Origin of the sequence: Janthinobacterium sp. SUN137 (assembly GCF_030587265.1) — a bacterium.
Taxonomy (GTDB): Bacteria; Pseudomonadota; Gammaproteobacteria; order Burkholderiales; family Burkholderiaceae_D; genus Janthinobacterium; species Janthinobacterium kumbetense.
Genome location: NZ_JAPWHZ010000002.1, coordinates 1090242 through 1115150, shown reverse-complemented (window position 1 = coordinate 1115150; position 24909 = coordinate 1090242). Strand labels below are relative to the sequence as shown.

At 64.7% G+C, this 24909-nt stretch carries 22 protein-coding genes; 11 read left to right on the top strand and 11 right to left on the bottom strand.

Translation table 11 applies throughout. The features are described 5' to 3' along the window. The first annotated feature begins 84 nt into the window (after positions 1-84). The 4 genes from O3298_RS13205 (at position 85) to O3298_RS13190 (ending at position 5605) form a co-directional block, all read left to right on the top strand. Positions 85-2271 carry a type I secretion system permease/ATPase gene (locus tag O3298_RS13205; RefSeq protein WP_305059618.1) on the top strand — a complete coding sequence of 729 codons (2187 nt, stop codon included), beginning with the start codon at positions 85-87 and terminating at the stop codon, positions 2269-2271. Next, on the top strand, positions 2268-3611 hold the full coding sequence (locus tag O3298_RS13200; RefSeq protein ID WP_305059617.1) for an HlyD family type I secretion periplasmic adaptor subunit: 1344 nt from the start codon (positions 2268-2270) through the stop codon (positions 3609-3611). The genes O3298_RS13205 and O3298_RS13200 overlap by 4 nt, the downstream gene beginning before the upstream one ends. Then, a complete protein-coding gene (locus O3298_RS13195) occupies positions 3601-5040 on the top strand; it encodes a TolC family protein (protein WP_305059616.1) in 1440 nt (479 codons plus the stop codon). The genes O3298_RS13200 and O3298_RS13195 overlap by 11 nt, the downstream gene beginning before the upstream one ends. Positions 5041-5107: 67 nt before the next feature. Next, positions 5108-5605 carry a VOC family protein gene (locus tag O3298_RS13190; RefSeq protein ID WP_285817014.1) on the top strand — a complete coding sequence of 166 codons (498 nt, stop codon included), beginning with the start codon at positions 5108-5110 and terminating at the stop codon, positions 5603-5605. Here the strand turns inward: O3298_RS13190 and O3298_RS13185 are convergent. From O3298_RS13185 to O3298_RS13175, 3 genes are all read right to left on the bottom strand, one after another. Continuing rightward, a complete protein-coding gene (locus tag O3298_RS13185) occupies positions 5602-8109 on the bottom strand; it encodes a TonB-dependent siderophore receptor (protein WP_305059615.1) in 2508 nt (835 codons plus the stop codon). The genes O3298_RS13190 and O3298_RS13185 overlap by 4 nt on opposite strands. A gap of 67 nt (positions 8110-8176) precedes the next feature. Next, entirely contained in the window at positions 8177-9130 is a 954-nt protein-coding gene (locus O3298_RS13180) for a FecR domain-containing protein (protein WP_305059614.1), read from the bottom strand. Beyond that, a complete protein-coding gene (locus tag O3298_RS13175) occupies positions 9127-9633 on the bottom strand; it encodes a sigma-70 family RNA polymerase sigma factor (RefSeq protein WP_289905088.1) in 507 nt (168 codons plus the stop codon). Before O3298_RS13175 ends, O3298_RS13180 begins: the two co-directional genes overlap by 4 nt. A 175-nt stretch (positions 9634-9808) precedes the next feature. Between O3298_RS13175 and purT the strand changes: the two genes are divergently transcribed. The 4 genes from purT to O3298_RS13155 are packed head-to-tail and all read left to right on the top strand — an operon-like array spanning position 9809 to position 13000. Next, positions 9809-11041 carry a formate-dependent phosphoribosylglycinamide formyltransferase gene (gene purT / locus O3298_RS13170; RefSeq protein WP_305059613.1) on the top strand — a complete coding sequence of 411 codons (1233 nt, stop codon included), beginning with the start codon at positions 9809-9811 and terminating at the stop codon, positions 11039-11041. A gap of 43 nt (positions 11042-11084) precedes the next feature. Next, a complete protein-coding gene (locus O3298_RS13165) occupies positions 11085-11798 on the top strand; it encodes a DUF6058 family natural product biosynthesis protein (RefSeq protein WP_305059612.1) in 714 nt (237 codons plus the stop codon). After that, positions 11795-12241: a DUF6678 family protein gene (locus O3298_RS13160; RefSeq protein WP_305059611.1), complete on the top strand. Its 447-nt coding sequence runs from the start codon at positions 11795-11797 to the stop codon at positions 12239-12241. Before O3298_RS13165 ends, O3298_RS13160 begins: the two co-directional genes overlap by 4 nt. 15 nt (positions 12242-12256) lie before the next feature. After that, positions 12257-13000, top strand: coding sequence for a hypothetical protein (locus tag O3298_RS13155; RefSeq protein ID WP_305059610.1), 744 nt, complete (start codon positions 12257-12259; stop codon positions 12998-13000). On the opposite strand, the gene O3298_RS13150 is transcribed toward O3298_RS13155, so the two are convergent. After that, positions 12987-14366, bottom strand: coding sequence for a hypothetical protein (locus O3298_RS13150; RefSeq protein ID WP_305059609.1), 1380 nt, complete (start codon positions 14364-14366; stop codon positions 12987-12989). The genes O3298_RS13155 and O3298_RS13150 overlap by 14 nt on opposite strands. Positions 14367-14650: 284 nt before the next feature. Between O3298_RS13150 and O3298_RS13145 the strand changes: the two genes are divergently transcribed. Further along, positions 14651-15829 (top strand): hypothetical protein, encoded by a 1179-nt coding sequence (locus tag O3298_RS13145; protein ID WP_289905039.1) that lies wholly within the window; start codon positions 14651-14653, stop codon positions 15827-15829. 7 nt (positions 15830-15836) lie between these two features. Here the strand turns inward: O3298_RS13145 and O3298_RS13140 are convergent, their stop codons facing one another. Beyond that, positions 15837-16022, bottom strand: coding sequence for a hypothetical protein (locus tag O3298_RS13140; RefSeq protein WP_305059608.1), 186 nt, complete (start codon positions 16020-16022; stop codon positions 15837-15839). Between the two features lie 16 nt (positions 16023-16038). On the opposite strand from O3298_RS13140, the gene O3298_RS13135 reads away from it, so the two are divergent. Continuing rightward, positions 16039-16371 carry a hypothetical protein gene (locus O3298_RS13135; protein ID WP_305055429.1) on the top strand — a complete coding sequence of 111 codons (333 nt, stop codon included), beginning with the start codon at positions 16039-16041 and terminating at the stop codon, positions 16369-16371. A gap of 78 nt (positions 16372-16449) precedes the next feature. Here O3298_RS13135 and O3298_RS13130 read toward each other — a convergent pair whose 3' ends face one another. The 6 genes from O3298_RS13130 to O3298_RS13105 all read right to left on the bottom strand — a co-directional run bounded on the left by O3298_RS13130 (position 16450) and on the right by O3298_RS13105 (position 23225). Further along, entirely contained in the window at positions 16450-17889 is a 1440-nt protein-coding gene (locus tag O3298_RS13130) for a catalase (protein ID WP_289897978.1), read from the bottom strand. A gap of 280 nt (positions 17890-18169) precedes the next feature. Next, the gene (locus O3298_RS13125; protein WP_289905037.1) at positions 18170-18433 is read right to left on the bottom strand and encodes a hypothetical protein; all 264 of its coding nucleotides are present in this window, start codon (positions 18431-18433) and stop codon (positions 18170-18172) included. Positions 18434-18561: 128 nt separating this feature from the next. After that, positions 18562-19254, bottom strand: a complete 693-nt coding sequence (locus O3298_RS13120; protein WP_305059607.1) for a tetratricopeptide repeat protein — start codon at positions 19252-19254, stop codon at positions 18562-18564. A 56-nt stretch (positions 19255-19310) separates the two neighbouring features. Continuing rightward, positions 19311-21407, bottom strand: a complete 2097-nt coding sequence (locus O3298_RS13115) for a bifunctional 2',3'-cyclic-nucleotide 2'-phosphodiesterase/3'-nucleotidase (protein ID WP_305059606.1) — start codon at positions 21405-21407, stop codon at positions 19311-19313. A 96-nt stretch (positions 21408-21503) separates the two neighbouring features. Beyond that, positions 21504-22610 (bottom strand): hypothetical protein, encoded by a 1107-nt coding sequence (locus O3298_RS13110; RefSeq protein WP_305059604.1) that lies wholly within the window; start codon positions 22608-22610, stop codon positions 21504-21506. Positions 22611-22640: 30 nt separating this feature from the next. Further along, positions 22641-23225, bottom strand: a complete 585-nt coding sequence (locus O3298_RS13105) for a hypothetical protein (RefSeq protein WP_305059603.1) — start codon at positions 23223-23225, stop codon at positions 22641-22643. A 450-nt stretch (positions 23226-23675) separates the two neighbouring features. Here O3298_RS13105 and zigA point away from each other — a divergent pair, with 450 nt between their 5' ends. After that, complete coding sequence (gene zigA, locus O3298_RS13100; RefSeq protein WP_305059602.1) at positions 23676-24902, top strand: zinc metallochaperone GTPase ZigA; 1227 nt, start codon at positions 23676-23678, stop codon at positions 24900-24902. The last annotated feature ends 7 nt before the right edge of the window (positions 24903-24909 follow it).

The window sequence follows — 24909 nt, the reverse complement described above, 5'->3', positions numbered from 1 at the left end:
AGCTAGCCGTAGTGCCACTTACGCAGCCAGGCCGGCTTTGCACGCGCCGGCCTGGCTGCGCCATTGAATTTCTGACATGATCCGATGACCGCATTTTCCTATCGCCACGATACGTCCCCCCTGGAACCTGCCGCGCCCGACACGGGCTTGCTGTCGCTGCTGCTGATGGCCAGCCTGCATGGCATCGCTGCCGACGGCGCCCAGCTCAAGCACGCATTCGGCCAGTCCGTGTTCACGCGGCAAACCGTCTTGCTGGCCGCAAAACAGCTGGGCTTGACGGCCAAGCTGGTGCAGCAAGCGCCTGAACGGCTGGCGCAGGCGCCGCTGCCGGCCATCGCCATCGGCCACGACGGCCGTTTCTTTATCCTCGGCAAGGTCGACACGGGCGACGGCGGCGTGAGCAAGGTGCTCGTCCAGCATCCGGGCCAGCCGCCGCAAATCCTGGGCCGCGACGATTTCCTCGCCATCTGGTCGGGCGAACTGATCTTTTTCACCAGCAAGGCCAGCTACGCGGGCGAGACGGCCCGCTTCGACTTCAGCTGGTTCATCCCCGCCATCGTCAAATACCGCCGGCTGCTGGGCGAAGTATTGCTGATTTCCTTCGTGCTGCAGCTGATCGGCCTGGCCACGCCCCTGTTTTTCCAGGTGGTGATGGACAAGGTGCTGGTCAACCACGCCATGCAGACCCTGAACGTGGTGGCCATCGGCCTTGTGTGCGCCATCGTCTTCGAGGCCGTGCTGGGCCAGATACGCACCTATGTCTTTGCGCGCACCAGCAGCAAGATCGACGTGGAACTGGGCGCGCGCCTGTTCCGCCACCTGCTGGCCTTGCCGATCGCGTATTTCCAGGCGCGCCGCGTGGGCGATTCCGTGGCCCGCATCCATGAACTGGAAAGCATACGCTCCTTTCTTACCGGCAACGCCATGACCCTGGTGCTCGACGTGCTGTTTTCCTTCATCTTCATCGCCGCCATGCTGTGGTACAGCGCCGCGCTGAGCGTGATCGTGCTGGCTTCGATTCCCGTGTATGCGGCCCTGTCGATGCTGCTCACGCCCGTGCTGCGGGGGCGCTTGAACGACAAATTCAACCGCAGCGCGGAAAACCAGTCTTTTCTTGTCGAAACGATCAGCGGCGTCGACACGGTCAAGGCCATGGCCGTCGAGCCGCGCTGGCAGCTGCAGTGGGAAAAGCAGCTGGCCGGCTACGTGTCGGCGGGCTTGTCGGCGAACAACATCGGCATGCTGGCCAGCGGCGGCGTCACCCTCGTCAGCAAGCTGGTGACGGCCGCCATCATGTGGTGGGGCGCCACCCTCGTCATCGACGGGAAAATGACGGTGGGCGAGCTGGTGGCCTTCAATATGCTGGCCGGGCAGGTGGCTTCGCCCATCCTGCGCCTGGCGCAGCTGTGGAACGATTTCCAGCAAGTGGGCATTTCCATGAGCCGGCTGGGCGATATCCTGAATGCCCGCACGGAATCCGGCGGCCTGGGCGGCAGCCAGAAGGCGCGCATGCCGCGCATCGCGGGCGCCATCGAATTCCAGCAGGTGGGTTTCCGCTACCGGCCCGACGCGGCCGAGGTGCTGCGCGACGTGTCGATCGCCATCGCGCCCGGCGAAGTGATCGGCATCGTCGGGCGTTCCGGCTCCGGCAAGAGCACCCTGACGCGGCTGGCGCAGCGCCTGTACATCCCCGAACGGGGCAGGGTGCTGATCGACGGGCAGGATATCGCCGTCATCGACACGGCCTCGCTGCGGCGCCAGATCGGCGTGGTGCTGCAGGAAAATATCCTCTTCAACCGTTCCGTGCGCGACAATATCGCGCTGAGCGACCCGGCGCTGCCCATCGACGCCGTCATTGCCGTGGCGAAACTGGCGGGCGCCCACGACTTTATCTGCGAGTTGCCAGAAGGCTACGACACCATGGTGGGCGAGCACGGCACGGGCCTGTCGGGCGGCCAGCGCCAGCGCATCGCCATCGCCCGCGCCCTCGTCGGCAATCCCCGCATCCTGATTTTCGACGAAGCGACGAGCGCGCTCGACTACGAGTCGGAAAAAATCATCCAGGACAATATGCGCGGCATTTGCGCGGGGCGCACCGTGCTGATCATCGCCCACCGCCTGTCGGCCGTGCGCGAGGCGCACCGCATCGTCGTCATGGAGCGGGGCCAGGTGGCCGAACTGGGCACGCATAAGGCGCTGCTGGCCAGGCCGAACGGCATCTATGCCCATTTGTACGGCTTGCAGCAGGGAACGACCGGGAGCGCCGCATGAGCGCCGGCCACCGCCTGGCCGCGTATGGCGAACTGCTGGCCCGCTATGGCCAGGTGCTGCGGCACAGCTGGCGCAGCCGCGCCACCCTGGGCGGTCCCGTGCTGAGCGAGGATGAGGCGGCCTTCCTGCCGGCCGCGCTGGCGCTGCAGGAGCGGCCCGTGTCGCCGTCGCTGCGCTTTACGGCGTGCGTGCTGATGCTGCTCGTCGGCTGCGTGGTGCTGTGGGCCGTCTTCGGCAAGGTCGACATCATCGTCAATGCGGCGGGCAAGATCATTCCGTCCGGCAATACCAAGACCATTGCTTCCGTCGACGTGGCCGCCGTGCGCGCCCTGCACGTGCGCGAAGGACAAGCCGTCACAGCGGGCGAGCTGCTGGTGGAGCTCGACAGCCGCGGCCCCGACGCGGAGCGCGACAAGGCTGCCGGCGACGCCGTGGCGGCCGCGCTGCAGATGGCCCGCTCGCGCGCGCTGATCGCCGCCGTCGACGCCGTGCGCGCGCCGAAGTTGGCGCCGCCCGCGGAGGCTTCCGCCGCCGACGTCGCCGCCGCGCAGGCGCATGTGGACGGCCAGTACGCGAGTTTCCGCGCCAGGCTGGCCCATTTCGACGGCGAAATCGCCCGCTATGCGCAGGCGCTGCCGCTGGCGGTGCAGCGCGCCGGCGATTACCAGGCGCTGGCAGCCACGCGCGACGTGGCCGAACACGCGTGGCTGGAAAAGGAGCAGGCGCGCATCGACCTGGCCGGCCAGCTGGCGTCGGCCCGCAGCGAACGGGCGGCCCTGGTCGCGCAGACGCGCAAGGATGCGTACGACGCGCTGGCGGAAGGCGCCAGGGTGGCGGCCGCCAGCGGCCAGGATGCGCGCCGCGCCGGCGCCCGCGGCAGCCTGCTGCGCTTGACGGCCCCCGTCGACGGTACGGTGCAGCAGCTCAAGCTGCACACGGTGGGCGGCGTGGTGCCGGCCGCGCAGGCGCTGATGCAGATCGTGCCGCGCCAGGGCAGGCTGGAAATCGACGCCATGCTGGAAAACCGCGACGCCGGCTTCGTGCAGGCAGGGCAGGCGGTCGCCATCAAGGTCGATGCCTTCGACTACACAAAGTATGGCACCGTGCCCGCCGTCGTCAGCAGCGTGTCGCGCGACGCCATCGAGGACGAGAAAAAGGGTCTCGTCTACGCCGTTCGGATCACGCTGCAGCAGCCGGCCATCGCCGTCGACGGCAGATTGGTGCCGCTGTCGGCCGGCATGGCCGTGCGCGCGGAAATCCGCACGGGCACGCGGCGCGTGATCGAATACGTGCTCTCGCCGCTGGTGCAGCACCAGAAGGAGGCGCTGCATGAACGCTAGATGCCGCGCCGCCTTGCTGGCTGCCGCCTTGCTGGGGACCTTGCCCGTGCGGGCGCAACCGCTGCAGGAGCTCGCCGCCGCGCCATGTCCGCCCAGCTGGGAGGCCGAGGTGCCATTGAGCGTGCCACTGAGCTTGCCGGCGGCCGTCGACCTGGCCCTGTGCCGCAACGCGCAGGTGCACGGCGCCTGGGCCGGCATCCGGCTGCAGGCAGCCGGCGTGGGCGAGGCCAGGGCCGCCTATCTGCCCACCCTGAACGGCAGCCTGAGCCGCGTGCATGACCGCACGGCCTATCCCGGCGCCAGAACGGCTTCCAGCAGCCTGGACAGCAATACGGGTTCGCTCAGCCTGTCCTGGCGTCTGTTCGACTTTGGCGGGCGGGCGGCGGGCCAGCGTTCGGCGCAGGCCTTGCTCGATGCGGCCCTGGCCAACCGCGACGCCGTGCTGCAAAAGACCCTGGCGGCGACGGTCAGCGCGTATTTCGATGCGCAGACGGCGCGCGCCAGCGTGCAGATGCGGCAGGCGTACGAGGCGCTGGCCCGGGAAACGGTGCAGGCGACGCAGCGGCGCGCGCAGCGGGGCCTGGGCTCGCACAGCGACACCTTGCAAGCGACGAGCGCCCTGGCCAAGGCGGCCCTGGGCGCCAGCCGCGCGGACGGCGACGAGCGCAAGGCCCGCGCCGTGCTGGTGTACACCCTGGGCTTGCCGGCCGGCACGGCGGTGCTCGTGGACGACGACGGGGATGGCGCCGGGGCGGGCTTGAACGCGGGCTTGCGCGACGACTTGAGCGCCTGGCTGGCGCTGGCCAGGGAACGGCATCCGGCCATCGTGGCGGCGCAGGCGCAGCTGGCGGCCGCGCGCGAGCGGGTGGCCGTGGCCCGCTCGGAAGGCCGGCCCAGCATCGACCTGACGGCGAATCTGTACCAGAACGGCCGCCCCAACCAGGGCCTGTCGCCCGCTTCCACGCGCGAAACCTTGGTGGGCATCTCGCTCAACATCCCCCTGTTCGACGGTTTTGCGCGCCATTACAAGGTGCGCGGCGCGCAGGCGCAGGCCGAGCAAAGGGAAGCGGAGGCGCAGGAAGTGCAGCAGCAGACCCTGATGGATCTGGTCAGGACGCATGCGGAGGCGAGCACGGCCCTGGCCAACCTGTCCGCGGCGCAGACGTGGCTGGACGCGGCGCAGGACGCGCTGGCCAGCGTGCAGCGCAAGTTCGGCCTGGGCGCGGCGGACATCCTGGAAATGCTCAATACGCAGTCGGCGCTGCTGGAAGCGCAGCAGGAGCGAATCCGTTGCCAGGCGGAATGGCGCTCGGCCCGGCTGCGGCTGCTGGCCAGCGCCGGCATGCTGGGACGCGCCGATATCGCGCAAGAGGGTGGCGCAAGCGGCGGCACAGGCGGCGGCAAATTGCGCGCCTCGACGGCGCGATAGTGACTATGATGGAGCACTGGCCTTCCCGCACAGGGAAGGTGTTTCTACTTCGGCCAAGGGAGACATCATGCACAGCGTACAGAAGATTACCCCATGTTTATGGTTCAACGGCAACGCCGAGGCGGCGGCCCGGTTTTACACTGAAATATTTCCCAATTCAAAGATCGGCCAGATCCTGCGCTACGGCGAAGAGGGCAGGGAAATCCACGGCCAGGAGCCGGGCAGCGTGCTGACGGTGGCCTTCGAGCTGGACGGCCAGACGTTCACGGGCTTGAACGGCGGCCCCCTGTTCCAGTTTTCCGAGGCGATCTCGTTCCAGGTCAATTGCGAAACCCAGGACGAGGTCGACCATTACTGGCGCCTGCTGTCCGAAGGGGGGCCGCCGGAAGCGCAGCAATGCAGCTGGCTCAAGGACCAGTTCGGCGTGTCCTGGCAAATCGTGCCCACCCTCATGATCAAGCTGCTGACCGATCCCGATCCCGTCAAGGCCGGACGGGTGATGAAGGCCATGATGGGCATGAAAAAGATCGACATTGACGAGATCAAGCGGGCGTACGCCGGTTAGAAGCTGGCCCGCAAGGTCAGCTGCGCGTTGCGCGGATCGCCATAGTAGCCGCTGCCATACAGGCCGTAGCCACTGTAATAACGCTTGTCGAAGACATTATTGAGATTGAGCACGGCACTGAGCCCCTTGCCGAACTCGTAGCGCGCCATCAGTCCCGCCACGCCAAAGCTGCCTTCGTCGGCGCGCGCCGGCACGTCCCCCGTCAGGACGGTGTGGTAATAGGTCCGGCCTTGCCAGTTGATATTGCCGCCCACGCTCAAGCGGCGCCAGTCGCCGCCCAGGCGGTAGCTGGTCGCCAGCTTGACGCTGCGTTCGGGGCGCGTCGTATCGATGCGCTGGCCATCCTTGTCGCGCGGGCGGCTGAACGTCGCGCCCGCCTGCACTTGCCAGCCCGGCAACAACTGGCCCGCCACTTCCAGCTCCACGCCGCGCGTGGTGGTGCCGTCGATGGGGCGGTAGACTTCCCGCTCGTTGGCGTCCGTGCCCACGTAATCGGCCAGGTTGTCTTGCTGGATGTGAAAGATGGCCACGCTGGCGTTCAGCTTGCGCTCGAAAAACTCGCCCTTGATGCCGCTTTCCCAGGATTTGCCCGTGGTGGGCGGCAGCGCCCTGGCATTCGCGTCGCTGACCGATTGCGGCTCGAAGATGCTTGCATAGCTGAGATACGCGGAATACGTGCCGTTCAAGTCGTAGACGGCGCCCGCATACGGCACCAGCCGGTGTTTTTCCTTCGCGTCGTCGCGGCCCGTGCCGCCCCATCCGTAGATCAGGTCGCCCGTGCGCTCGTAGCTGTTCAGGCGGCTGCCGACGATCAGCGACAGACCATCGGCCGGCTTGAAGCGGGCCGCGCCGTACGCCGCATACTCCTTGAAACTGTATTTTTGCGTCAGGCTGACGGCCATGCTCGCCGGCAACGGCACGTTGTTGTTCCAGTGGCGGTAATCGATTTCCACATTGCCGCCGCCATACGCCAGGTAGTCGGACGTGCGGTGACTGGCGTTGACGCCCAGCACCAGTTCATGCTGGCGGCCCAGCCACTGGAATGGTCCCGTCGCGTACGCATCGAGCGAATTGCTGTCGATGACATAGGTTTTCGCTCCCCGCTGCACGGTGGCCAGGCCCGTGGCCGGGTTTGGATACGGCCCCCAGCTGATGATGTTCGCCTGCAACTGGTCCGTATCGCCTTTCCAGTGGCTCGCTTCCGCCTTCACTTGCCAGCCGTTGTCGAACAGGTGCTCGGCGGCGGCAAACACGCGCGTGCTGGTGCTGCCCGCGTCCGTCCAGCGCGCGGCGGGGTTGAAGGCGCGCGCGAACCGCGTGCGGCTGCCATCGGCGTAAAACAGGGGATTCTGGCCGAACGACGACCCCTTCGAATCGATTTTCTGGTAATCGATGCCGGCCAGCACGCGCGTGCGCGGCGTCACATCGGCCTCGATGACGCCGTACACCACGCTCTTGTCCTGCTGGTAATAGTCGATGTAGGAGCCGTGCTCCTGGTGCGCGGCCACCAGGCGCGCGCGCACGGAACCGTCCGCATTCAAGGGGCCGGAGACATCGGCTTCCGCGCGGTAGCGGTCCCAGCTGCCGATGCCCGCCTGCGCATACGCCTGGAACTGGCGCGTGGGTTTCTTGCGCACCAGGTTGACGGCGCCGGCCGGGCTGCCGGCGCCGCTCATCAGTCCATTCGCGCCGCGCACCACTTCCACCCGGTCGTAGATGGCCATGTCGCGGATGCCCAGGCCGTTCGAATTGGTGCTGAAATCGAAGGTGGGCACGCCGTCATACTGGAAACTGTTCAGGCTGAAGCCGCGCGCATAGTAGTTGTAGCGCTCCGTATCGTCGTGCGAGACGGTCACGCCCGGCGTCTGCTGCAGCACGTCGGCCAGGCTCAGCACGCCCTGATCATCCATCTGCTGGCGCGTGATGACGGTCAGCGATTGCGGCGTTTCGCGCGGCGACAGGGTAAAACGCGTGGCCGTGCCGGCCAGCGCCGCCGCATAGGCGCCGCTGCCTTCCGTTTCCAGCGCCGGCTCGCCGCCGGCCGTGACCGTGATTTCGGCCAGTTGCTGCGCGCCATCGGCCGCCGCGTTCGCCGACCTGGGCAGCGGGCGCAGGACGAAATCGTTGGGCGCCAGCCGCAGCGCCGCCAGGCCGCTGCCGGCCAGCAGCGCATCGAGGCCGGCCGCCGCGCTGTAGTTGCCGGCCAGGCCGGCCGTGCGCAAGCCGCGCACCTCGGCCGCCTGGTAGGTGAGCGTCAGGCCCGCCTTGCGCGCCAGCTGTTCCAGCGCCGCATCGAGCGGGCCGGCGGCGATCTGCAGGGTGTACGTGGCGCTGGCGCTGCTGGCCTGCGGCGGCTTGTGCTGGGCCAGGACGGGCGCCGCGCCGAGCAGCAGCAGGGCGCCGGCGACGGCGCCGGCCAGGCGGGAGCGGGCGGGAGACCGGGCAGGAAAGCGGGCGGGAAGTGGGGGAAATGGCTGGGGGCAGGGCAGGAAAGAGTGGTTCATAATCGCTATCAAGTTGGGGGGGTATCAAGCTGTATGCCGTGCGGCCAGCCCGATCCCCTCATCTTTTTTACGCTTTTTTCAGCGTGACCCAGAAGCGCGTGCGGTACACGGCCACGATGGGCTGCGTCTGCAGCAGCACGCGCAGGGCACGCTCGGGGTCGTCCAGCTGGAAGACGCCGGAGACGGGCAAGCTGGCGATATCGGCGTCGCACAGCAGCAAGCCGTGCCGGTGGCGCGCCAGTTCTGCCACCAGCTGGCCCAGGGGCATGTCGCGCGCGGCAATCACGCCGTCGAGCCAGGCGGCCGGATCGTCATGCGCCGGTTCGCGCCAGGTGCGCGCGCCATCCGTCACGACGCTGTCGCCGGCCCGTACCAGCACGGGACTGGCCACGCCTGTGCTTGCGCCGGCCTGCAGCTGCACCGCGTGTTCCTGCACGGCAAGGCGCGTCAGCATGCCGTCGGCGCCGGCGAGACGGCGCACCGTGAAGCGCGTGCCCAGCGCCAGCATGCGCGCTTCGCCCGTGTCGACGAGAAACGGCCGGCGCTGCGGGTCGGCTTGCGTGGTGACGGCCAGCTCGCCATGCAGCAAGGTCAGCAGCCGTTGCTTGCCGTCAAAGCGCAGCCTGACGGCCGTTCCCGCATTCAGGTGCAGCAAGCTGCCGTCCGGCAGGCGCGCGGCCAGGCGCTGCCCCGTGCCCGTGCGGTAGTCGGCCTGCGTATCGATGGCGAACCAGGCGGCCGTGCCGGCAAAGCCGATGCCGGCCAGCACTTTCAAGGCTTGGCGGCGCTGGCGGCGGCGCGCCAGGCTGGCGTCGAGGGTGGCGCGGCTCGCTTCCGGCGGCAAGCCCGAGAATTGATTGCCGATGGCGGCCAGGCGCTGCCACGCCTGTTCGTGGCCGGGATCGGCATCGCGCCAGCGCTGCAGCGACTGCAGGGCGTCCGGCGTGGCGCCGTGCATCTGCAGGCGCACGGCCCAGGCGATCGCTTGCTCGACGGGGTCATCCTGCAAGGCGGCCGTCACTGGAAATACACGCGGTAGCAGGCGCGCCAGGCGCTGGCCAGGTCGCGCTCGACGGTGGCCAGCGAGACGTCGAGCCTGGCGGCGATGGCGGGCCCCGTCAAGCCGTCCAGCTGGGCCAGCAAAAAGGCCTGCCTGGCGCGCGGCTTGAGGGCGTCGAGCGCCGTATCGAGGCGCACCAGGGTGTCGATGATCAGCAGCCGCGTTTCGGGCGACGGCGCCGTCTGTTCGGGCAGGGCGGCCAGCGCCTGCAGGTAGGCGTATTCCACGTCGCGGCGCCGGTAATGGTCGATCACCAGGCCTTGCGCGATGCGCGTCAGGTAGGCGCGCGGTTCGCGCAGGGCCGGCTGCGGCCGTTCGCGCCGCTGCAGCAGGCGCAGGAAAGTGTCGTGCGCCACGTCGGCCGCATCGGCGCCGCAGCCCAGCTTATGCCGCAGCCAGCCCTGCAGCCAGCCGTGGTGGGCGCGGTACAGGGTGGCAAGGTCGGGCGGTGCGGCAGGGTTCATGGCGGCAAGGACGATGGTCGGCGATGGTTAATTGAGAATCATTCTCAATTATTGCATTGACTGCGGGCGCTGGCAAGTGCCGCCGCCAGCGCCTGCACGGTTGGCGCACCCTGTCCAAGCGGGCCGGCATTTGTTATAGTCCCAGCCATCTTTCCATCTGCCTACAGACCCTGCCATGACCACTAGCAACACCAGCAGCACCATCGCGCCCCGCACCTTCGGCACACCGCTGTCGTCCACCGCCATCAAAGTCATGCTGCTCGGTTCCGGCGAGCTGGGCAAGGAAGTGATCATCTCGCTGCAGCGCCTGGGCGTGGAAGTGATCGCCGTCGACCGCTATCCGAACGCGCCGGGCCATCCGGTGGCGCACCGCTCGCACGTGATCGACATGAGCGACGGCGTGGCGCTGGCCGCCTTGATAGCCCTGGAAAAGCCGGATCTGATCGTACCGGAAATCGAAGCCATCGCCACCGATACCCTGGCTGCGCTGGAAGCGGCCGGGCAAATCACGTGCATCCCGAACGCGCGCGCGGCCGTGCTGACGATGAACCGCGAAGGCATCCGCACGCTGGCCGCCGAAACCCTGGGCGTGGCGACGTCGCCGTACCGCTTCGCCAGCAGCCTGCAGGAGTTGCAGGATGCCTGCCGGGAAATCGGCTTCCCGTGCGTGGTGAAACCCGTGATGTCGTCGTCGGGCAAGGGCCAGTCCAAGCTCGATAGCGCCGCCGAGGTGGACGCGGCGTGGGCGTATGCGGCCAGCGGCAGCCGGGTCGATACGGGCCGCGTCATCGTCGAGGGTTTCATCGACTTCGATTATGAAATCACCCTGCTGACGGTGCGCGCCGTGGGCGCTTCGGGGCAGGTCGAGACGCAGTTTTGCGAGCCGATCGGCCACCTGCAGGTGCACGGCGACTACGTGGAATCGTGGCAGCCGGCCCGCATGGCGCCGCTGGCGCTCGAACGCGCCCGCGAGATCGCGCGCAAGGTGACGGACAACCTGGGCGGCTTGGGCCTGTTCGGCGTAGAGCTGTTCGTCAAGGACGACATGGTGTGGTTCTCGGAAGTGAGCCCCCGTCCGCACGACACAGGCATGGTCACCATGGCCAGCCAGGTACAGAGCGAATTCGAGCTGCACGCGAAAGCCATCCTCGGCTTGCCCGTCAACGTGGCGCTGCGTTCGCCCGGCGCCTCGGCCGTCATCTATGGCCAACTGGAAGCGAAAGGCATCGCCTTCGAAGGCGTGGCCGACGCCTTGAGCGTGCCGGGCGCGGACTTGCGCCTGTTCGGCAAGCCGGAATCGTTCGCCCGCCGCCGCATGGGCGTGGCGCTGGCCACGGCCGACGATATCGACACGGCCCGCGCGCGCGCCGTGCTGGCCGCGTCCAAGGTCAAGCCGGTCGCGCCGTAAGCGTGTTGGCCGATACAACAGTCATCAACATGGAAGCCGGCGCATGACGGAACTCGATCATTATCTCGCGCAGCACTATCTGGACGAGACGCAGCTGGCGGCCGCCGCCGCCATGACCATGGAAGAAATCGACGCCCTGATCCAGGCTTGCCTGGTTCCCGCGCCGGCATACGTGGTCGATGCCAGCGGCAATCTGTGCTCGTTCGTCTTTGGCTCCATGGCGGCGCCTGGGTCCAGGGCCGGCCGCTATTTTCCGCCGTCCCAGCTGGCCTGGATCGCCGTGGCGCTGCACGCACTCGCCGAGGGGCCGGAAACGGCGCAAGCGCGCCTGCAGGCGCAATTTGCTTCCCGCTACGCGGCCGCGCTGGCGACCCTGAACCTGACGACCTGGCGCCTGCGCGACAGTTTCGACGACAGGGGCGCGCCGATCGCGGAGGGCTTGCGCGCCCGCACCGACAGCGCCTGGACGTATTTTTTGAACGGCACGTTTTCCCTGTGCGTGGCCAATCCCATGTCCGAGGCGCACATCGCCTGGAAGGAAGTGCTGCAGGAAAAGCTCGCGCAGCAAAGCGGGAATGGCAGCAAGACGCTGTTGGCGCAAGCGCAGGCGCAGCAGATGCATGCGCTGATCGATGCCTATGCCACGGCCGCCATGCCTTTTTCGCCCATCGAATACGCCTTGAGCAGCCGCAAGCGCCTGGTCGAGGATCTGCGGGCGAACCTCCGCGTGAGCGACGCGCAGGAGACGCCCGCATGACGGCATCAGCGACGCACAGCCTGCCGCAGGCCGATGCGGGCGGCGACGATGTCAAGCGCAAGCTGCGCGGCCACATCGCGCGGCGCAACCTGGCCGGCGGCGCCAACGACTGCAAGTGGAACGCGTTGCTGGCCTTCATGCGCGGGCAGCCCGACTGGGCGCCGTCCTACCGCTACGGCTCCGTCACCGGCTATGTCTCGCGCTGGGATACGGAATGGGATTACCACCCGCCGTTTCCGTTCCTGGGCGTGGAATGGTTCGACATCAGCCTGTACTCGGAAGAACACGTGGGCATGCTGCTGCCCAAGAAAATCATCGACCACGGCGTGTGGATCGTGCCGGAACTGGCCCGCATCGGCTTCGATTTCGAGGTGCGCGACCGGGTGGCGCGCATCTGGGGCTATCTGCCCCGTTCCTATCATGACTTTCCACCTGCCGACTAATTCAAGAGTATTCCCATGTCTCAAAACGAACACGATATTCCCCAGGTAGCGCAACCGGACGACGCCGTCGTCGGCAAGGAAGCGGGCGCGCGGATGCTGGCTGCGGCCTGCGCCGCGCGCGACGCCTTCTACGCCACCCTGGGCACTGTAGATGCCGACGTGCTGGCGCCCCTCGTCAATCCCGCTTTCATGGGAGGCCCGCGCTGGCCATCGTTGCGCCAGGCGTGGCGCGTGATCCGCCGCGCCGAGTCGATCATTCTCGCCAGCGATGGCTTGAGCGATCCGTTCGAGGATGACGACGACGTGTTCGTCCCGCGCGGCCACCTGCTGGAAGTGTGCATCGAAGCGCCGCTGTCCGCCTTCGACGACCAGGAAGTGGCGCAATCGTGGCTGTTCGACGTGATTTACCAGGTCAGCCAGAACGTGGCCGACCACGGTTCCATCGATTTGCTGGTGCAGCGCCACGGCAGCGTGTCGATGGTGCTGGACGTGCAGGATGCTCCGGCAGGACTGGAAGACGAAAACGAACAGGTGGGCGTGCTGCTGGCCCAGGGCGTGGCCACCATTCCCCCATCCTTCGACACGCCGTACGGCGAAGTGATGCTGCTCACCGCCACCGTGCTGCAGCCGGCGGAACTGGCGCACATCGGCAATGCCGCCGACAAGGCGCAGTCGCGCCGCGACCTGGCCGCCGCGCTGGCCGCGTCGCCGACCGGGCATGCGAGCGTGGCCGGGCGGCCGGCCGTCATTCCCCGCTAGGCTGTTCGACCGGCGGCACGGCCGGTTCTGTTGATGCCTTCGGTGCTTCCTGGGCTTTCACGGCGGCCGGCGCCGGCTCTTTCCACTTGCCCGCCGCCTTCAGCTTGTTCTTCAGGCCCGGCAAGGGAAAGCCCAGTGCGTAGGCTTTTTGCGCGTGCGCGCTGGCCTTGTCGTATTCCTTCTTTTTCACATACATCAAGCCCAGGTTGTACTGGATGGTGGCCTGGTCGGGCGCCAGGCGGCTGGCGGAGTCCAGCTGTTCCAGCGCCGCCGCGTCCTGGCCCGTGGCCAGCAGGTAGCTGCCGTACACCATGCGCGCCGTCACGTCGTGCGGCGCGAAGGCGATCGCCCGTTCGAAGTAGCAGTTGACCGTGTAGCGGGCGCCGACGGGTTGCGCGCTTTTCAGCCGCAAGCCGAGTTTTGCCATCGACGCCAGCGCCCGGTGGTGATTCGGGAAGTGTTCGAGCGTGTAGAGGAATTCCCGCTTGACCTTGAGGATTTCGATCATTTCCAGCATGCCGCGGCTGGCCGCGTACACGGCGCCGGACCACGACCAGGCGCGCGGATCTCCTTCGTCGCCGTATTGCGCCACTTTCGACAGGTCGACGGAACCGACCAGGTCGGCCAGGTCGGCCGTCGTGGGATCGTGCGGCGCATACGTGCCGATGCCGCAGCGGCCCGCCTCGGACAAATGGATGCGCTCGACGGGCATGCGCAGGAAGTCGCCCGCATACTGCTCTTCCAGGCGGGCGCGGCAATGTGGACACAGTTCGCCCTGCAGCTCGGCATCATAGCTGGCGCGAAAGTCGGCGCGCATGCTGTGCGGCACCAGGTGCAGCGGCGATTCGTGCACGGGACAGCCTGCGATGCCGTACAGCGCGCCTTCGCTGCTGTGGCTGTATTCTTCCAGGCCCCGCTTGAGCAGGATCACCATGGTCGACTTGCCGCCCGATGGCGGGCCCAGCAACAGCAACATGCGCCGGCCCACTTCGGAGCCGGCGGCGGCCGCCTTGAAGTAGGCGGCGACCCGGTCGATCGCCTCGTCGATGCCGAACAGCTCGTCGTCGAACAGGCGGCAGCGGAAGCGTCCGTTGCCGTCGGTCTGGCCATTCCAGCGCATCATGTCCCACAGGTACTGGTGCGCGCTGCGCGTCAGCAGGGCGGCGCGGCCGGGCAGGATTTGCTCGAGGAAGTCGGCAAAACTGCCGCGCCAGGGAGTGATGCGGTGTTTTTCCGCCCAGGCCGCCATGCCGTGCACGAAACCCGCATGCTGGGCCGCGCCACCGGCGTCCGTCGTATTGTCACCGGCTGTATTGGCGCCGGCTGAGGCCGCTACCGCAGGGGCGTCGTCGGATTGGCGTGTCATACCAGGGCTCGTTATTGCAGGGCTCGTCATTGTTTCCCCATCCTTGCTGTTGCTGGCGTTGCTGCCGTGGAGCAGGCCCGGTTCCAGCCTGTCGGCCAAGTATACGGCGGCGCCTCTGCCCGCACGCCTGATCCCGCTCAACATTGGCGAGGGAACTATTTTTGTACTCGCTGGCCCCCATTGGGGCAGGGTAGCCTGGCATCCGCGCGGTTCAATCCAGATCAATACCGGCCCGCGCAGCCCGTCCACACTGGAAGCTTGCGGCGACCCACGAGGAGAACACGATGATAGGCAACGAGAATGGTTTCAGCGCCCCGCCCGGCAGCAGCGGCAGGGGACAGAGCGCGGACGATGAAGAGGCCGTCGGCCAATTTTCCGTCCCCGGCGAAGACGACAATACGATCGAGAGCGCGTCCGTCGCGGATGTGCCCGACGCCCTGAGCGGCGTCAGCATGGAATTGCTGGAAATCAAGCGCAGCATCGAGGACGGCATGCGGCAAAGCATCGCGCAAGCGGGCGGCGCGCGCGCGGCCGACGCCTTCAGCGACAGCGGCAATATCCAGGGCGTGTCCATCGGCCTGGGCGAGGGCGCCAGCGACAGCTCGTCCGGCGAGCCGGGCTTGCCGGCCCTGACCCTGTACGTGGCCGAGCCCACTTCCGTCGACCGCGCCAAGGCTGCCATCGTGGGGGCCATGGGCGTGCGCGCCGTGGCCAGCGACAAGGTACCCGTCAACATCGTCGTCACGGGCGTGATCGATGCGCAGCCCCACCGTTTCCGCCTGCGCCCGGCGCCGGGCGGCGTGTCGGTCGGGCATTTCCGCATCACGGCCGGCACCATCGGCTGCCTGGCCGTGGGGCGCAGCGCGCCGCGCAACAGCCGCCTGATGATTCTTAGCAATAATCACGTGCTGGCCAATTCCAACGGCGGCGTGTTCAACGACTGTATCGTGCAGCCTGGCCCCATCGACGGCGGCCGCTGCCCGCAAGACCAGGTGGCCGTGCTCGAGCGCTTCGTGCCCATCAATTTCAGCGGCGGCGTCAATTTTGTCGATTGCGCCACCGGCTGGGCCTGGCCAGACAGGGTGCGTCCCGAACTGGTCTACCTGAGCGGCGGCGTGCCCGCGTACTTCCGCATCAGCAATGCGCTCGTGGCGCCCGCACTGGGCATGATGGTCGGCAAGTCCGGCCGCACGACGCAATTGACGCAGGGCCGCATCACGGGCCTGGGCGCCACCATCAACGTCAATTACGGCGGCGGCCGGATCGCCCTGTTCCAGGACCAGATCGCCATCACGGGCGTCAGCGGAGCGTTCAGCGCGGGCGGCGATTCCGGCTCGTCCATCTGGACCTGGAACCAGCAGCGCAATCCCGTCGGCCTGCTGTTTGCCGGCGGCGGCAACATCACGTTTGCCAACCAGATGCGGCGCGTGGTGGTGGCGCTCGACATCAATTTGTATACCTGAGCACGCTTTAGGAGCCGGCCGGGCGGCCCCGCGCCGTCCTGCCCGGCGCTGTTTTTTGCACGATGACGATTTTGCTCAAGTCTTGCTCAAGTCTTGCGCAAGGCCGGCGGTCGCGCATGGTCTTGGCCGGCGAAGCGTGCTGCAGCGCCGGATGGCCGGGTGTATCATGCAAGGCATCGGGAGGGTTTGTCATATCAGGAGGGTGTGTCATGTCAAACAGTAAGTTCGCACAATCGCCATATGCCGTCTTCGAGGACGCCGCCATGCCGTATTTGCCGGATGCCCCCCCTGGACAGGGCCCGGGGCAGCATGCCCAGGCCGCACCTCAGGGCCGCCTGGAAGCGGCCCGGCGACGCAACGAGCGGGCGCTGATGGCCATCGACGGCGTGGAAGGCGTCAGCCTGGGGCAGACGGCCGTGGGCAAGGAAGCGCTCGTCGTGTACCTGCGCGACTCGTCCGTCAAGCGGCGCGTGCCGTTGCAGGTCGAGGGTTATCCGGTAGAAACGAGCATCACGGGCCAGATCGATATCCAGCAGCGCTAGGCCAGCGGGCCTGGCAGTGGGGGCATCAGGCCGCGGATGGCGGCGGAAGGCCTGTCGCCAGGCCTTCCGTGTTTACTGTCAGCCTGGGCTCAGGCGGCCGATCGCTGCGGCCACGCCCGCGCCATAGGCGGGGTCGCACAGGGTGCAGTTGCCGATGTGGCGTTGCTTGACTTGCTCCGAGGCGCCCGAGATGGCGCGCGCCGTATTGTCGAACAAGGCTTGCTGCTGCGCCGCGGTCATCAAGCGGAACAGGGCGCGCGGCTGCGAATAGTAATCTTCGTCGACGCGGTGGTTCCAGTGGTCGGCCGCGCCTTCGATGCTGAGCGGCGGCTCGCGGAAATCGGGCTGCTCGGCCCATTCCTGCTCGCTGTTCGGTTCATAGCCCAAGGTCCCGCCCTGGTTGCCGTCGACCCGCATCTGGCCGTCGCGGTGGTAGCTGTGGAACGGGCATTTCGGCGCGTTGACGGGGATATGGCTGTGGTTGACGCCGAGGCGGTAGCGCTGTGCGTCGCCATACGAGAACAGCCGGCCTTGCAACATCTTGTCCGGCGAAAAGCTGATGCCGGGCACCACGTTGGCCGGATTGAAGGCCGCCTGTTCCACTTCCGCGAAATGGTTGTCGGCATTGCGGTTCAGTTCCAGCACGCCCACCTCGATCAGCGGATAGTCGCCGTGCGGCCACACTTTCGACAGGTCGAACGGGTTGAGGTGATACGTGCCTGCCTCTTTTTCCGGCATGATCTGCACGTACAGGGTCCAGCGGGGGAAATCCTTGTTTTCGATGCTTTCATACAGGTCGCGGTGCGAGCTTTCGCGGTCCTTGCCCACCAGCGCCTCCGCTTCGGCATCCGTCAGGTTCTGGATGCCTTGCTGGGTTTTGAAGGTGAACTTGACCCAGAAACGCTCGTTTTGCGCATTCAGGAAGCTGAAGGTATGGCTGCCGAAGCCGTGCATGTGGCGGAAGCTGCGCGGCAAGCCCCGGTCGCTCATCACCACCGTCACCTGGTGCAGGGCTTCCGGCAGCGAGGTCCAGAAGTCCCAGTTGCTGTTGGCGCTGCGCAAGCCCGTGCGCGGGTCGCGCTTGATGGCGTGATTCAAATCGGGGAATTTCAAGGGGTCGCGCATGAAGAAGACGGGCGTATTGTTGCCGACCAGGTCCCAGTTGCCTTCTTCCGTATAAAACTTCAGGGCGAAGCCGCGGATATCGCGTTCCGCGTCCGCCGCCCCCCGTTCGCCCGCCACCGTGGAAAAGCGCGCGAACATCGGCGTTTGCTTGCCCACTTCGCCAAAGATTTTCGCCCGCGTGTAGCGCGTGATGTCGTGCGTGACGGTAAACGTGCCGTGCGCGCCGGAACCCTTGGCATGCATGCGGCGCTCGGGAATGACTTCGCGGTCGAAGTGGGCCAGCTTTTCCAGGAACCACACATCTTGCAGCAGGGCGGGGCCGCGCGGGCCGGCCGTCTGGATGTTCTGGTTGTCGACTACGGGCGCGCCAAAGGCGGTGGTCAGCTTTTTCATTGGACTCTTTCTTTATAGGGGAGGTCAACGGACGAGCCAGGGCCTACCCAAACACTGGCTGGGCTGAGCGTGTACGACGTGCTCACCGAGGCTGGTCCAGAGTAACAAATTTCTAAAAAGCAAATTCAGTGTAATCCATTTCGGAGCCGGCAACAGCCCCGCCGCGTCCGGGGAAGCGGCTTGCCCATCATAGCCTCTCGGCCTTGTCCAGCCCAACACGATTGACCTGGCGCAAAGCGCAGCGTGATTTCCGACGTATTGGCGATATGTATTGGCCGTATCAGCGATATTGGGCCCAGTTCGCCCGCAGCCACGTCAGCACGGCGGCATGGCCGCGTATGTCGGCGGGCAAGTGGCGCTGGATCAGGCGTTCGCATTTGAGCGCCGTCGCCAAGCTGCCGCCGGACCAGCTGTTGCAGCTGTATAGCACTTCATACCATTCGTGGCGGTTCAGCAAGGTGCTGTCGGGGATGCCGCGCTGCGCCGGGTCGTCGCCCGCCGCCGGGCCATCCGGATAGCTGAACTGCAAGTCGCTCTTGGTCATGGGGCCCAACCGGTGATCTGCCATGCCTGCCTCGCGATGAAGTTGTGCGCGAACAGCCGTCCGTGCCAGGCAAGCTTATGCCACCGGCAAGCATTCCATTTGGCAATATGGGCCGGCCTTGACCTGGCTTAAAACTTGTTCCAGTTATTGTGCCGGTGCTCCGTCGCCTCCTTCATCAGGTGGCCGGCGCGCAGGGCGTCGTCCGCTTGCACCGTCATGGCCAGTTCCTGGATGGCGGGCGGGTATTCGTGGTGGGCCGCTTCTTCCAGCAATTCGCGGCCTTTCGCCAGGTCGCGCGGCACGCCGCGGCCTTCGCGGTAGGCGTTGTACAGCAGGAACATGGCGTGTGGATTGCCCAGCTCGCTGGACTTGTCCAGCCAGTGCGCGGCGGTCACGGCGTCTTTCGGCACGCCTTCGCCATTCGCGGCAAGCAAGCCCAGCATCAGGGCCGCCTTCGCGTGGCCTTGCTGCGCCGCCTGGCGGTACCACAGCCAGGCCTGGGCCGGCGTGGCCGCGCGCAGCATCTGGCCCAGCTCGAAGGCCGCTTCCGTGTCGCCCGCGCGGGCCGCCTGTTCGAACAGGCTCAAGGCCTCGGCACGGCGTTCGGCGCGGGGCTGGTAAATCAGCGCCAGTTCGCGTTCGGCGACGGGCATGTCCTTGCCGGCCCAGCTGCGCACCTTGCGCTCGGCCTGGTGGTCGCCCGCCTGGCGCGCATGCATGGCAACGGCTTCGATTTCCGCCGCCGTGGGCGGTGGCGACGCCTGGCAAGCGGCCAGGACGGAGGCCAGCACGACGGCGGGCAGGGAGAGTGCGTGTTTCATTGTGATCAACTTTCATCAAAACGGGCCGGAACTGCGCTTGTTCCGGCCCTCGGACCTTATTTGCTCAGGTCGATGCGGTACTTGGCAAAGCCGCTGGCGTCGAGTCCGCCTTCGGCCGCCACGTTGGTGATGCCGCTGCCTTGCGCCAGCGCCAGATGGCCGGGCGCCGAGCGCAGGATCACGGGACCGGCCGTGGCCGTCTTGACGAAGCTCCAGCTGCGCGCGCTGCCATTGTTGGCCAGAGTCACCTTGCCGCCCTTGGTGCTCAGCGACGCCAGGTAATTGCTGACCACGGCCTGGTTCGCATCGGGCGACTTGATGATGGTCTTGCTGCCATCGATGCCCGGCACGGCGCCGCCGCCGCCGGCGCGGTAGTCGTTGGTGGCGACGATGAAGTCATCGCCATCGGCGACCGGTGCGCCCTTGTACGTGAGGTTGACGATGCGGCTGCCCGGTTTTTTCGTCACGTCGATCTGGTACGTCAGCGCATTGTTTTCCGCGTAGAACACGTCATAGTTATAGATCGTGCCATACGACGGCACCAGGTCTTGCTCGGCGCTGCTGGCCGGGTCGATCTGGTTGAATTGTTTGGCCGACGTTTCCAGCCACGCTTTCAAGTCCGCACCCTTGATCTTCACGGCTTGCAGGTTGTTGTTGCTATATAAATACAGGTCGCCCGGATTGCGCACTTGCAAGCCGACCGGTGCTGCAGGGGAAGCGCCAGCGGCCACGTCCGTGAAGTCCGATGGTCCGTTGCGGCCCGCCTTGAATGGCGCGCTGCAGGAAATGACGGGGATGTTCTTGTAGCTGGACAAGGTGGCATCCGTGCTGGTGGCGATGAAATTTTTCACGTAATCGAGTTGCGCCTGGTTCACCAGCTGGATGGCGCTGACGTCGCCCACCAGCGCGAAATAGGCGGACATCTCGAAATCCGTGCTGATGCCCAGCGGTTGCTTGGCGTAGGCGATGGTGGCCGCGTGCTCCGTGGCGACCAGCGGCGCGATGGCCGGGTCGGCGTTCACGAGGGTCTTGCCATCGGTGTATTTGAAGCCGCGCGATTCCACCGTCGTCTTGGCCGGCTGCACCACCCACTTGCCGTCCTGGTAGGCCATCGTCAGCTTGATGATGCCCAGGCGGCGGCCCCAGCTTTGCGCCATGACGGTGGGCACGCCATTGACGAAGCCTTTCTCGGCATCGATCTTGGCGCTGGCGGGGAAGGCGGCAAACGAGGCATCCAGGGCGGCCGCGCCCGTTTCCTTGCCTTTCGGGAAGATCAAGTGCGAGTGGCCGATCATCAAGGCATCGATGCCCGTGCTGGTCAAATGATAGCTGCCGTTTTCCATCTTCGGGCTGTAGGGACTGGTATCCAGGCCGCCATGCGACAGGGCCACGACGAGGTCGGCGCCCTTGCTGCGCAATTCCGGCACGTATTGTTTCGCCGCTTCCTGCACGCCCGTCACGCTGACTTTGCCAGCGAGTACTTTCTGATCCCATTCGAGGATTTGCGGCGGTACAAAGCTCAGCACGCCCACATTGATCTTCACGGTCAGCTTGCTGCCATCGGGCGCCGTGGCGGCGAAATCGCGGGGCAGCAGGGTGTAGGGCTGGAAAATCGGCTTGCCGCTGGACACGCCGACGACATTGCTCAGCACGGAAGGGAAGGCGGGCGCGCCGCACGTGCCCGTCGGCTTGGCCACGCCGGGAATGCCGAAATCCGTGTTGGTGATCTGGCTCAGGTAAGGCAAGCCGTAGTTGAATTCGTGGTTGCCCATGCCGCCCGCATCGTATTTCAGCGCGTTCATGGCCTTGTGCACGGCCAAGGTGCCGCTGCAAGGCACGGGCGCGGCCACGGCTTGCAGGTCGGCCAGCAAGGTGCCCTGGATGACGTCGCCATCGTCGAGCAAGACGTTGTTCGGATTTTCCGCGCGCGCCGCCTGGATCAGGGTCGACGTGCGTTCCAGGCCCAGGCTCGTGTCTTCGGCCAGCGCGTAATAGTTATAGCTGAGGACATTCGAGTGGATGTCCGTGGTTTCCAGCAAGGCGACGGTGACCGTCGTGCCTTCGGGAATGGCCGGCGCCGTGTTTGAACTGCCGTTGCAACCGACGAGACCTGCACTTGCCAGCGCCGCCAGCATGATCCAATTTGTTTTCATTGCCGCCCTTAGAATGATTCAAAAGACGCGACTGTAACGCCGGCATATGACGCCACCATGACAGTGTGGCAGGGCGCATGGCGTCGTGCCGGCGCATCAATGCGCCGGCAGCTTTATCAACACCTCATTGCTGAAGTATGGTTCATCCTCCACCCAGAAAATATAGTCCAGGCCCAGGTAGTTGCGGGCAAAGTCGAGGACATCCTCGACCGAGTTTTTTTTCCCGGTGCGGGGATTGATCTGGCGCAGATTGCCGTCTTGCACGGCCATGCCTTTGACCAGATCGGCCGGGTAGTCCTTGATGAAGCCGTAGCTTTGGCCCATATGGCTTTTTCGATACGGCATCAGGTCGGGGCCGCCCACGCCCATTTGCAGCGTTTGCGCTTGCGCAAACACGCTGCGCATATAACCCTTGTCGCTCCACGGAAGCCATTCACCTGGCAAAAAATTCAAATACACCATGGTATTGGTGTGAGGAAAGGCGCCGGCCAGCACCCGCATGTTTTCCTTGATGGCATCGACATACTGTTGCGGCTTGAAATCATCGGGAAAAATCGTATTTCCTTTACCGTCTTCGACGCCGATGTCGATCGAGCTTTCGCTGAAATTAATGCCCTCGATTTTTCCGTCGAATTCCTGGCCCAGCGCCCGGATCAAGCGCTGGTAACGGTCGCGCACCGGTTGTTCCCACATCTTTGGCGACCAGCCGTATTCATCATCCGTCACCGGTTTGTGCGGGTCGCGCTCCGGCGCCGAGAGCATGCTTTGCTTGATGATGCCGCCCTGGTAGCGAGGATCGCTGAGCAGATAGGCCGGCACATTATGGCGCGGCGTGAAGGATTTTTCCTGCAGTTGTATCCACAGTTTTTTGCCGATTGAATCGAGATAGGCGATGTCGTGGCGGATCGCCGAAAAATCATACCGGTCCTGTTGCGGCTCCAGGCTGCGCCAGGTGTAGACGATTTGCGCGCCACGGAAGCGGGCATCGTTTAACGCTTTATCCGAGCGGATGTTTTCCCCGTTCAGTTCACGGTGACTAAAGTAAAGATAGTGCTGGATCGGCTTTTTTATGTCTGCGGCAATGGCGCTGCCCATCATCAAAACAAGTACGGCAAGAAGCCTTATGGAGTTGCGCAAGAACATCGATTCCTTGGTGATTGTGAAAATTGAACTGTGGCAAGATGGAGTATCTTCACGCGCCATGCAAGCACAATTGATCAAGCGCGACAAAATCTAATTTTGTATCAAATCTATATCTTCTGCTGATCTTTTGGCCAATTCAGGATTATTGCTATTATTTAAAACCCAGAGAGCAAGCTTGCCATTTTCAATAATTTCTTTTTTGGAATAGATTGTACTAAAATAATCCTGTAGTTTGTTATTGTCTGTCGGTAACGGCAAATTTTTCATCTCTTCAGGGATATCTTCGAAGTAATACCTTGATTTTTCCAATGAAGGATACTTCTTTAGCAAATAATCATTCACGGTATATGGCTCATAATTTCCCACGAATAAGTCTTTTGTCAAAATTCCTGTAATTGTAATTTTATTGATATGTTTTTTTAAATATTCAAAATTCTCTTTTGTGGTCGAGAAGTCGGATTGTAAAATTGTGTTATTTTTCGACAATTGCCTGACCACAGAAAGCCGAACATGATCGCCATTGATCTCTATTACTTTGAAAATGTAATAATCCGTTTGAATGCTTTGGCTTCCACCATTAATCCCTGTTGTTTTGTTGAAAATAAAACTTCCAATTTGCAATTTATGCTCAGGGCTGTTAATGGTTTGTTTCCATATATACGGGTTGTAAATCATTTTCTTAAAAGAATATATGGAGATGAGAGCGAACAGGCTTATTATCAGTATTTTTTTCATTGGCTAGGCGAGAATAAAATATTTAAGAGCGGCTTGCTAAGGGCTAATAAAATCGAAGCCAGCCGATGTGATGCTCGCGCGGCCGCACGGCTGAGAAGCACGGCTGTATGTCTGCACGGGGGGCAGAATCAGTCTTCATCGCATCATCCAGGGGCTGTCGACAACAGTTCAGCCGCCACGCGCTTACTTCGATGGCATCGCCGACGAGTTCGCACTCTAGCACGTCGAGGGCCGGGATACTGATCCTGCTGGTAGCGCATGGATTCCTCTTTTTCACGGTGGCAGGCAAAGATCGCCAGACAAATGCAAGTTGGTTGCATTATAATTCGAAAACGCAATTCATTTGCATTAGTGCGACCTTCGCCAACTCAGCCAGCCTAAGGAATCCCCATGCCACAGCGCAAACTCCCTGTCACCGTCCTGTCCGGCTTTCTCGGCGCCGGCAAGACCACCTTGCTCAACCACATACTGCGCAACCGCGAAGGCAAGCGCGTGGCCGTCATCGTCAACGACATGAGCGAAGTCAATATCGACGCCTCGCTCGTCAAGGACAGTGCCGAGGCGGCCGGCGCGGCCCTGTCGCGCACGGAAGAAAAACTCGTGGAAATGTCGAACGGCTGCATCTGCTGCACCCTGCGCGACGATCTGTTGCTGGAAGTGCGGCGCCTGGCCGCGGAAGACCGCTTCGATTACCTGCTGATCGAATCGACGGGCGTGGGCGAACCGATGCCCGTGGCCGCCACCTTCGACTTCGAGGATGAGCACGGCGACAGCCTGAACGACGTGGCGCGCATCGACTGCATGGTCACCGTCGTCGACTGCGCCAACCTGCTCAACGATTTCCACAGCGAAGACAGCCTGGAGCAGCGGGGCGAAATCGCGGGCGAGGGCGACGACCGCCAGCTGGCCAATTTACTCACGGAACAGATCGAGTTTGCCAATGTCATCGTCCTCAACAAGGTCGACATGGTGGCGGCGGACGAGCGCCTGCACGTGCTGGCCATTTTAAAAGCCTTGAATCCCGGCGCGCGCATCATCGAAACGAACCAGTCCGTCGTGCCGCTGGACGCCATCCTGGGCACGAACATGTTCGACCTGGAGCAGGCGGCCGGCATGCCGGGCTGGGCCCAGGAGCTGGCCGGCGTGCATGCGCCGGAAACGGAAACGTATGGCATCAGCAGCTTCGTCTACCGCGCCAAGGAGCCGTTCCACGCGCAGCGCCTGCACGATTACATTGCCCAGCCGATCAAGGGCGTGGTGCGCAGCAAGGGCTATTTCTGGCTGGCCAGCCGGCCCGAATGGGTGGCCAGCCTGTCCGGCGCGGGCAAGCTGATGAATATCGAACCCGTGGGCCTGTGGTGGGCGTCCGTGCCGAAGGAGCGCTGGCCCACGGATGCGGCCTCGCTGGCGGAAGTCAAGGCGGGCTGGAGCGAGCCATATGGCGACCGCTACCAGGAGCTCGTCTTCATCGGCCAGGACATGGACCAGGCCGCCATCGAGGCCGACTTGAAGAAATGCCAACTCAACACCACGGAAACGCGCCAGGGCATGGCCGCCTGGCGCAAGCTGCCGGACCCGTTTCCCCAATGGCAGCGCATGGAAGAACTGGAAGATTAACCATCGA